The organism is Deltaproteobacteria bacterium (assembly GCA_011773515.1).
GTDB lineage: Bacteria > Desulfobacterota > Deferrimicrobia > J040 > J040 > WVXK01.
Genome location: WVXK01000053.1, coordinates 1 through 9,200 on the forward strand (window position 1 = coordinate 1; position 9,200 = coordinate 9,200).

Below are 9,200 nucleotides of genomic sequence, written 5' to 3' on the forward strand. Positions count from 1 at the left end.
GAAAAGGCAGCGAGGGACTTCGAGGAAGGTAAAAAAGAGGAGCCCGCTGAATACGCAGACCCTGAAAAAGCCGCCCTTGAAACGGGAAAGAAGAAGAAAAAAGGACTCGACCTCGAAATAATCATCGAACCGGAGGATATCATCAAGGAAAACCAGATCGCGGAATGATCATGTGATATCTCCGTGTTATACACGTGCTCACGAACACTTCCATCAACGCGAGTAATTTACACAGTCAATTCACAGTTCTTCATCGTGTATCCAGCATCTCCAGTAAAAAGTGCTGTTATTACGATCAATGTAAAGAGCTCTCTATCGGAATAACCGATACTCGCTTTTAATTTCATCATGTCCATAGAGCATAGGGCGGGTTATCTTCTTCATTGGAAAGAACACGAGCCAACAATCCTTTTACAAAGGTGTCAGAGCAAAAAAAGGAGCTGAGCAAAAAAAGGGGATAACGCTACGGTGTCTTACATGTCTGTTCTGAGAGATTCTGTAACAGCTTTTTTGTGGTGAGAGAGGAAAATTAACGGGGTGAAATCAACGAATTAAATAAATGCACCTCGATGAATCACCGGATTGTTATATTCCTCGAAAGCCGGTAGCGGTTGTCGAATTCATCCGCATCCCCAGAGAGGGGAAAATCTATGGTGACCCGGTAGGTCCCCGGTGGGCTATCGGCTGTATTCCAGGGGAAATCTACGACCATCCTGTCCCGCACATCCCACGAGTCGAGGCTCACGAGCTTCGACGAAAGCACCTTTTTACCGGCAATGGCGTACATGGTGACGGAGCTTTCCCCCAGCTCACCCCTGTTGTGGAGAGTCACCTTGAACAGGACGGTATCTCCTCGGGTAACATCGTACCTGTCGGCCTCAACATTTTCGATGGTGACGTTTATGTAGGGGCCGCCCTTTCCCGAATCCCCCTGTGAAATAACAATATGTCCATCCGTAAAAGAACCCGGAAAGGCATTCGATGGCGCCAGATAGACTATTATTGCTAAAGAGAGGACAACACTTCCCCATGACAATGGCTTCATCTTCCGCTGGCTCCTCTGAATGGTTTTTCAATAACTTTAAAAACATTATACTCTAGCCGGAAAATTTGCGTCAAACCACACAGCCCCGGGTGGACTGGACGGTTAAAGAACTATGGTCACCAGACAAAAACACGGACCACAGGGCTTCAGCAAAATGCAGGGGGGGACAAAAAAAGGCGGCCATTTGGCCGCCTTTTTCCAAATCAACAACCTAAACATTTAACATCAGAACGAGTAATTCACTCTCCAGTACGCCATGTAGAGATCATCGGCTTCTACCGTATTGTCTTCTACGGACGGGAGATCGCTCACGAAGCCCCACGCACCCTCCACACCGGCGGTGAGTCCTTTGGTAATCGCGTAGCGCAGGGTCCCATTGACCTCAATAATGCTCTTCTCATCGCTGAAGAGACCGGCTCCATTATTATTGCCTTCGGCATCCTGGGCCCAACCCGCCCCGATCTTCAGCTGCCACTTTTCAGCGGGTTTAAACTTATATCCAGCCATGATCGCGATGGCACCCGCACCGTCGGGGTTGCCTCGAGTGTTTCCATCTGCAAAAAAGGCGGTTGCGGTTGTCTCATCGTCGCCGTTGTAGAAGAGGATCTGCATGTCGGACCTGTAGTAGAAAGGTGCATTGAGATCCGGGGCAACCTGCCAGCCCTCGATGTCGTTATCATTGCTGTCGTCGTCACCGGAAAGGTAAATCCCTTCAACGAAGAAGTCTCCATCCCCCAGTTTCATATCGGCTCTGAGGTTGACTCCAAATGCAGAAATATCTCTGTCGGACAAAGTGGCAACATTTGAGGAAACCTCGCCCGTCTGATACGCTGCGAAGCCGCTCAGTGTAACCGCATCCAACTTCAGGACACCGTTCGCACCGATGATGTATAGGTCCGTGGTGGAGCCTCCGGGAATAAAGGGCGTGCCGCCAATGAGAGACGGACCGGTATTATCTGCGTTTCCGGCTCTGTTCCTGTCATCGTTCATATAATATACGTTCACGCCAAGGTTTGAATTATCCGATGGCTTGAACTTGGCTTCGACGAGATAGAAGTCAAGATCGTCAGCATTGAATGTATTTCCACCGGCATTTCCCAACGTTTCTGCCTCAAGCCATTTGAACCAGCCATAGCGGAGCGACACGTTTTCGAACTTCGCCTTGCCCAGAACACCGCCCATATCGTTCACGCCCACGAAGTTCCCGTAATAGGCATCGTTGAAGTTCTGCAGACCAACCTGAAACTCATAATCGGTATCGGGGATCTTGAACCAGGTGTAGAGATCCTTGACCTCGATGTTCACCGAGTCGCCACCGAGAGCTCCTCCACCATTCCTCCCGGTGCGAAAGCGATCGTCTCCCCACACGAGATCTGATTCGATGTACAGAATTGCTTTTGCATATTCGTTGTTGCTGAACGTGAACTTGAACCGGGCCCGCTGTTCAACGTACGAGCTGGTGTCCGGATCATTACTCGTTTGGCCAGAAGGGTTCCCCGCTCCAAAAGTCTGATAGTTAGATACCCACCCCTTGGCTCTGTAGAAACCGCCGACTTCGTGCTCCGCAAAAGCGGGTACCGCCAATCCAACCGAAACCACTCCCACGAGAAAAAGTAGCCAGATTCTTTTCATAACATCTCCTCCTTCGAAATTGAATTAGACCTTAATAAACATTGCTTGATTTTTTTATCACCCCCCCTCCTCTTATTTTTATCAACCGCCAACTCTTGAATCAAAGCGGTTTCATCCATAGAATAACAATATTTTTGAGTAAGTATCATCCAACCAAATGATTGTCAAGCTTTTTTAGCCACCATCTTCACTCAAGGGAAAGCATCACCACTTTCGATCGCCCCTCGGAAAATGCCTTCTGTTTGGAAGTTATCACGGAGGCAACGATGAAAATATTATTCTCTTGATATGATAAAAGCGAAAAATCCGTTATCAAATTAGGTTCTTCCATCCCTTCGACACTCTTTGAAAAACCGTTTCCGTCCCACTCGACGAGGACGAGCCTGCTCTTTGAGTAGGACCTCATGTCACCGAGAAGGGGCCTCGGAGCTTCCCTAACTAAAAACATGGTTTTAACCTTTCCGTTCACTTTTTCCAGCCGGCTGTTTACGTAGTACCTTCTCAGCCTTCCATCTGCGCCGATATTCTCGCTGGGTATCTCGAAAAAATCCAGTGCCCCCGAGTAGTAATCGGCGCTCTTCCAGAATATCCTGCCATTTTCGTCCACGGCCCGGATCTTCTCGTACTGATCCATCAACACAAAACGCTGTTTTCCATCATCCATAAAGGCGTTCATGTTGAGGATCCCCATCTGGAGCTCCTCATTTCTGGGGACATTGAAATTTTCCCCCTTTACCAAATCCTTTCCGTCCCATGTAAGCACGTAGGCCATATCGCTGTAAGGGGATTCCGCTCCTGTCTTCTGCCCAACAAGGACCCTCTGCCCCTTATAATCATCGAACACCGCAAGATACCAGCTGATGCCCTCGATCTTTATCCCTATCCGATCATCCTTTTTGCCGATAACGAAGGAGCGCAAGAACTCGGTAATCAGATCGGTCACCACAAAATCCTCCAACCCGTCACCATCCACATCGAAGACATCGACGTTGAGGAAGTGATTGCCTCTCCCTTTTTCGATTGTTTTTATTGGATGAATTTGACCATCTTTAAACCGGTAAAGGAATATTTTCCTCTTTCCCATAAATGCAATCTCAATCAATCCATCTCCGTCGATATCGGCCGCAGCAACCCGGTAGATCTCACCGGGCAGGACCCCGAGATTCTCAATCTTTTTTATCTCCGTGAAGACCGCCTTTATTTCGGAGGCCGAACCGGGCTTAAGCGCCGCCACCTTCTCTGCCGGGGGTTCTTCCGCCGGCAACACGGGTGGTCCATCTTTCCCTGTCGCCTGCACAGGCGCCTCTGTTTCCCCCGGTAGCTCTGGTAGCTCTGCTTCTGCCTCCTGGGCAGGTGCTGCACCGGGAAGGGCCTTCGCCACATCCTTCGCAAGGCCCTCCAGGCTCGCGAGAATGCCGTTTTCATCCTGGGCGGAGGAGAAATAGCCTCCCACCTTTTCACCGGACGGGTCATGGACGATGATGTCGAGGGAATAGGTAGAGCCGAGCTTGGTCACGGAGCCCGAAACGAGATAGGACGGCCCGTACGTCACCAGGGCCTCGTCGGGACTTGCGACCTCTGCGGTCACCGTATCCAGACCCGTCATCTCGGCAAGCCTGCTCGAGAGCAGTTTCGGCACCACCCCCTGAATAAAGCTGATGTCATCCTTTGAAAGAGAGTCGAAGGGAAGGATGACGATCCTTTCAACCCCGTGGGAGAGGGTTGCAAGAAACAGGAATGCCGCGACCAGCGCTGTGGGAACAACTCTTCTCAATCACTCCTCCCCGAAAACAACAGGGTAACTCTACCACCGGAACAAGCGTTAATCAAGACCTTTATATTTAATATAATTAAAATTAATTTACCTATAATTAAGGTCCCAAAATATGTCAACTGTACTAAAAATGGGTATCCATGAAAAAAAATCAACGATTTTCTCATCGACGCCGAAGAAGCGCTACCTGCCCAGGTCGACCCACACGTTTTTCTGCTGGGTGTAGTCCCGCATCACCTCAAAGCCCCCCTCTTTCCCGTAGCCGCTCTGCTTGTATCCCCCGAAGGGCGCAGAGGGAGCCATGGGGAGGTAGGTGTTCACCCACACCGTTCCCGCCTTGAGCGCATTCGTCACCCTAAGCGCTCGCTTCACGTCCCTCGTCCAGACCCCCGCGGCAAGGCCGTACACCGTGTCGTTGGCGATCGATACGGCCTCCTCCTCTTCGGTGAAGCGGATGACGGCGACCACGGGGCCGAAGATCTCCTCGCAGGCAATCTTCATGTCGTTTTTCACACCGGAAAATATCGTGGGGAGAAAGAAAAACCCCTGCGCACACCCCGGGTCGTCTGGCCTCCTGCCGCCGAACAGGATAGTGGCGCCCCCGGCTACCCCGTCCCGGACGTACCCCTCGACCCGCTCCCGGTGTTCCTCCGTGGTCAGGGGGCCGATTGCCGTCTCATCATCGAAGGGGTCGCCGACCTTGAGTTTCCCGGCGGCGGTAACGAACTTCTCCATGAACTCGTCGTGGACCGAATCCTGGACGAGAAGCCGGGACCCGGCAACGCACATCTGCCCGGCGTTGCTGAATATGCCCGGCACCGACCGGCGGGCCGCCATATCGAGGTCGGCGTCGGCAAAAACGATGTTCGGGGACTTGCCGCCGAGCTCGAGGGTAACTTTCTTGTGGTTGACCGTGGCCGCCTTGGCGACGAGCCTTCCCGTCTCCGTCGAGCCGGTGAAGGAGATCTTGTCCACGTCCCCGTGGGCGGCCAGCGCCGCACCGGCCTCCTCCCCGTAGCCGCAAACGACGTTCACGGCGCCGGGGGGAAACCCGGCCTCATGCACCAGCTTGGCGAGTTCCACCGCCGTCAGGGGAGTCTGCTCGGCCGGCTTCAACACGATGGTGTTGCCCGCGGCGATCGCCGGGGCTATCTTCCACGCCGCCATCAGCAGGGGGAAGTTCCAGGGAATGATGGCACCGCACACCCCCAGGGGCTCGACCTGGTTGTAGTTGAAAAAGCGTCCGGGCACCTCGATGGTGCTGCCCCGCATCTTTCCGGCGATACCGGCAAAGAACCGGAAATACTCTGCAGCGCTGCGAAGGTCGACGAGCAGCGCCTCTTTCCGAGGCTTGCCGTTATCGGTCGTCTCCAGCGTGGCGAGCCGCTCGGACTCTCTCTTCACGGAGGCAGCCAGGTCGTAGAGCAGCTCCCCCCTGCGAAATCCGCTCAGCTTCTGCCATTCACCGGAATCGAAACAGCTCCGGGCAGCTACGACGGCGCTCTCGATATCCTCCCTGTCACCCCGCGCGACCTCGGCGATCACCTTGCCCGTGAAAGGGTTTACCGTATCGAAGTAGCGCCCCGAGGCGGGCGGTACCAGCTCCCCGTTGATGAAATGACCGATCTTCTCCATTTTCCCCCTCCTTTCCCCGTCAAGGGCTTCCCGGTGAACGCAGCTTCCGTGCCCGCGCCCTTAATAATGGAAAGCCCGGCGTTAAAAACTGTCCAAGCGATCACTGCCGGTATATATCCGGTATATATAAGGAATCAGAAATCTCATCCGGGATGGGTGAAAATGAAAAGCCTCGTGCCTCGCAAGCTACCTGTAGCTTTTTCTCCTGAACAGCTCCCCCTTGACAGATGTGATCCTGTCCAAAAAGAGGACACCATCGAGGTGATCCATCTCGTGCTGGATGACCACGGCTTCGAACCCTTCCGCCTCGATGACATCGGTGTTGCCGTACCGGTCGAGCCCCTCCACGAGAATCCAGATGGGCCGCTCCACGTTCCCCGTGAAGTCGGGAACGCTCAGGCACCCTTCCCTGCACACCTGCTTGCCCCTGCTGGCAAGGATGTTGGGATTTATCAGCACGGTGAGTCCGTGGTGGCTGTTGACCTTCCGGTGGTTTGCCACGTCGAAGACGATGATCCTTTTCAGCTCACCGATCTGGGGTGCAGCCATGCCGACGCAACCGGGGGAAGCACGCATCGTCTCGATCAGGTCCTCCACAACGGACCTGATCTCATCTGAAACCCAGTCGACGGGCTCCGAAATCTCCTTCAGCCGGGGATCGGGGTACTCTAGGATTTCACGAATCGCCATGGTTTTCACAGTTCCATAGTCTCTATCGGCTTGAGCGTTACGTTGACGTTCAAATCCTTCTTCACCTCCTCGAGGACCCCCTGAAACTCTTCCATGTCCACGCTATCGGGTATGTCTATCTCAAGAAGCATCACGTATATGGGCCGCTCCTTCGTCCCCACGAGCTGGGTGTTCAAGTCCGTGATATTGACTTTTCTCTGAGCGAGCTCGCTGGATACCCGGTAGACGATTCCCGGCCGATCGGCACCGTACACGGAAAGGATGAACGGTTTGCCGGTAAAGCCCTTCTCATGGGATATGTCACCTTCCTTCACCGTGTTGACGGTTATGGTAAGCCCCGCTTTGATGAGCGGCTGGAACGCTTTTACGAATTCATCGGTCGTGGTGTACTCATCGTGCCAGAAAATGACAATCATGGCGAACTGGCCGCCGAGTATCGAACAGGATGAATCCTCCAGGTTGCATCCGAGCTTGTAGAGGACTTCGCTCACCGACGCCACTATCCCGGGCCTGTCCTTCCCGATAACGCTTATCGAAAAATGCCCCATATACCACCCCTTCTTTTTTTATCAGAAAAATATAACACATATCCGGGCACTTTAGGTCAAAAATATCGGAAACGCACAGCTGCGTTCTGCGGGCACGAGTGAGAATGGGGTATAATCTTAGGTAACCCATCTAGGACGGCGAGATGATTTACTGTCCCAAGTGCGGAGAAAAACCCGATTACCTATCAGACGCCATCGGTGAATGTCCCGCCTGTGCCGTCAAGAACGCTTCCCCGTCGGAGCAGAACCTGAGATACCATGAAAGTTCGCGCAGGCCCTTCGGGCTCCCCTTCCCCGTTCCCGACAACGCTGACGGCATCTCCTGCAGGCTCTGCGGCTCGGAATGCACCATCGCCGAAGGGCAAAGGGGGTTCTGCGGGATACGGGAAAACAGGGGGGGAAAAATCTTCCACGCTGCAGGAAGTCCCCTGACGGGCATTTACGACTGGTACTTCGACCCCCTGCCCACGAACTGCGTGGCAGACTGGGTCTGCCCGGGGGGAACGGGCGCGGGGTACCCACAGTTCGCCTACCGCGACGGCCCCGAGTACGGCTATAAAAACCTGGCGGTATTCATGGGCTCCTGCTCCTTCAACTGCCTCTTCTGTCAGAACTCCTCGTATAAAGCGCTATCCCAGCAAAGGAGGCCCGCCCACACCGCGGACCACCTCCCCTCCCTCGTCGGCAACGATACGGCCTGCATCTGCTTTTTCGGAGGAGACCCCTCGACGCAGATGCCCTTCGTGATAAGCGCATCGGAAAAGTCGCGGGACAGGAAAAAGGGCTCCATACTGAGGATCTGCCTGGAGACCAACGGGTGCATGAACATCCCCCTGCTTCGCCGCGCGATGGACCTGATCGTCGACTCGGGGGGCTGCATCAAGTTCGACCTGAAGGCTTACTCGGAAAACCTCTTCCGCAAGCTCACGGGGCAGGAAAGCGCCGCGTCCTTTAAAGCATTCGAGGCCGCTTGCGCCTTCATCGAAAAGCGTCCCGAACCTCCCCCCGTCGTAGCATCCACCCTCCTGGTACCGGGATACGTGGACCACGGGGAAGTGGCTAAAATTGCTCGTTTTATCGCCTCCCTGGACGCGCAGATCCCCTATTCTCTCCTCGGCTTCTATCCCCGGCACATGATGAAAGACCTCCCCAGGACGACACGGCAGGCGGCCAGCGACGCACAGAGAGCCGCCCTCGATGCAGGCCTTGCAAACGTCCGGATCGGCAACGTGCATCTTCTGTGGTAGGGTATCTGCTTTTGTGTTAGATAATAGAGCATGGACCTTACAGCGGCACTCAAGAAAAACTTCCTTTTCCAAAACCTTCCCGACGATGCCCTCGCGGAGATCGCCCGGTTCTGCCGCCAAAGCAGGTTTTCCCGAAAGTCCGTGCTGTTCAACGAGGGGGATAACGCAGAGGGCTTCTACCTTCTCGTCTCGGGAAAAGTCATCGTATTCAAGGTCTCCGCAGAAGGAAAGGAGCAGGTCATTCACATCGTGGAGCCAGGGCAGACCTTCGCGGAAGCGTCCGTTTTCAGCGGCGGGACATACCCGGCATTTGCCAAAACCATCGAGGACTCCCTGCTCGTTTTTATCCCGAAGAAAGAGTTCATGAACATGCTGGCGGAAAAGCCCGACATCGCGATCCGGATGCTCTCCTCCATGGCGGCCTGGTTGAGGAGGATGGTGGACCTCGTGGAAGACCTCTCGCTGAAAGATGTCGAGACGCGGTTTCTCCGGTTCCTGAAAACCCGCCTGGAGAGGACGGGCGCCGACATCGAAAAAGACGCGGTGATAGAGCTCGATGTGGACAAGGCAGTGATCGCGGCACAGATCAACGCCGTTCCCGAGACCTTCTCGAGGATGCTCAAGAGGCT

The 9,200-nt window shown here is 54.1% G+C and carries 9 protein-coding genes; 3 read left to right on the forward strand and 6 right to left on the reverse strand.

Annotated features, from left to right (window positions below):
- On the forward strand, positions 1 to 168 hold a 168-nt coding region (locus GTN70_05090), incomplete at its 5' end, for a hypothetical protein (GenBank protein NIO16358.1).
- 406 nt (positions 169 to 574) lie between these two features.
- On the opposite strand, the gene GTN70_05095 is transcribed toward GTN70_05090, so the two are convergent.
- From GTN70_05095 to GTN70_05120, 6 genes are all read right to left on the reverse strand, one after another.
- Positions 575 to 1,045, reverse strand: coding sequence for a hypothetical protein (locus tag GTN70_05095; protein NIO16359.1), 471 nt, complete (start codon positions 1,043 to 1,045; stop codon positions 575 to 577).
- 225 nt (positions 1,046 to 1,270) lie between these two features.
- A complete protein-coding gene (locus tag GTN70_05100) occupies positions 1,271 to 2,677 on the reverse strand; it encodes a hypothetical protein (protein NIO16360.1) in 1,407 nt (468 codons plus the stop codon).
- A gap of 187 nt (positions 2,678 to 2,864) precedes the next feature.
- Positions 2,865 to 4,451 (reverse strand): hypothetical protein, encoded by a 1,587-nt coding sequence (locus GTN70_05105; protein ID NIO16361.1) that lies wholly within the window; start codon positions 4,449 to 4,451, stop codon positions 2,865 to 2,867.
- Between the two features lie 183 nt (positions 4,452 to 4,634).
- A complete protein-coding gene (locus tag GTN70_05110) occupies positions 4,635 to 6,086 on the reverse strand; it encodes an aldehyde dehydrogenase family protein (GenBank protein NIO16362.1) in 1,452 nt (483 codons plus the stop codon).
- 186 nt (positions 6,087 to 6,272) lie between these two features.
- A complete protein-coding gene (gene def, locus GTN70_05115) occupies positions 6,273 to 6,776 on the reverse strand; it encodes a peptide deformylase (GenBank protein NIO16363.1) in 504 nt (167 codons plus the stop codon).
- A gap of 5 nt (positions 6,777 to 6,781) precedes the next feature.
- Entirely contained in the window at positions 6,782 to 7,324 is a 543-nt protein-coding gene (locus GTN70_05120; protein NIO16364.1) for an amino acid-binding protein, read from the reverse strand.
- A gap of 143 nt (positions 7,325 to 7,467) precedes the next feature.
- On the opposite strand from GTN70_05120, the gene GTN70_05125 reads away from it, so the two are divergent.
- A complete protein-coding gene (locus GTN70_05125; protein ID NIO16365.1) occupies positions 7,468 to 8,571 on the forward strand; it encodes a radical SAM protein in 1,104 nt (367 codons plus the stop codon).
- Positions 8,572 to 8,601: 30 nt separating this feature from the next.
- Positions 8,602 to 9,200, forward strand: a 599-nt coding sequence (locus GTN70_05130; GenBank protein NIO16366.1) for a cyclic nucleotide-binding domain-containing protein, incomplete at its 3' end; no start/stop codon positions are given.

Bases quoted from the DNA above. Each gene is read 5' to 3' on its own strand.
- GTN70_05095 (NIO16359.1), bottom strand. From the start codon at position 1,045: ATGAAGCCATTGTCATGGGGAAGTGTTGTCCTCTCTTTAGCAATAATA.
- GTN70_05100 (NIO16360.1), bottom strand. From the start codon at position 2,677: ATGAAAAGAATCTGGCTACTTTTTCTCGTGGGAGTGGTTTCGGTTGGA.
- GTN70_05110 (NIO16362.1), bottom strand. From the start codon at position 6,086: ATGGAGAAGATCGGTCATTTCATCAACGGGGAGCTGGTACCGCCCGCC.
- def (NIO16363.1), bottom strand. From the start codon at position 6,776: ATGGCGATTCGTGAAATCCTAGAGTACCCCGATCCCCGGCTGAAGGAG.
- GTN70_05120 (NIO16364.1), bottom strand. From the start codon at position 7,324: ATGGGGCATTTTTCGATAAGCGTTATCGGGAAGGACAGGCCCGGGATA.
- GTN70_05125 (NIO16365.1), top strand. From the start codon at position 7,468: ATGATTTACTGTCCCAAGTGCGGAGAAAAACCCGATTACCTATCAGAC.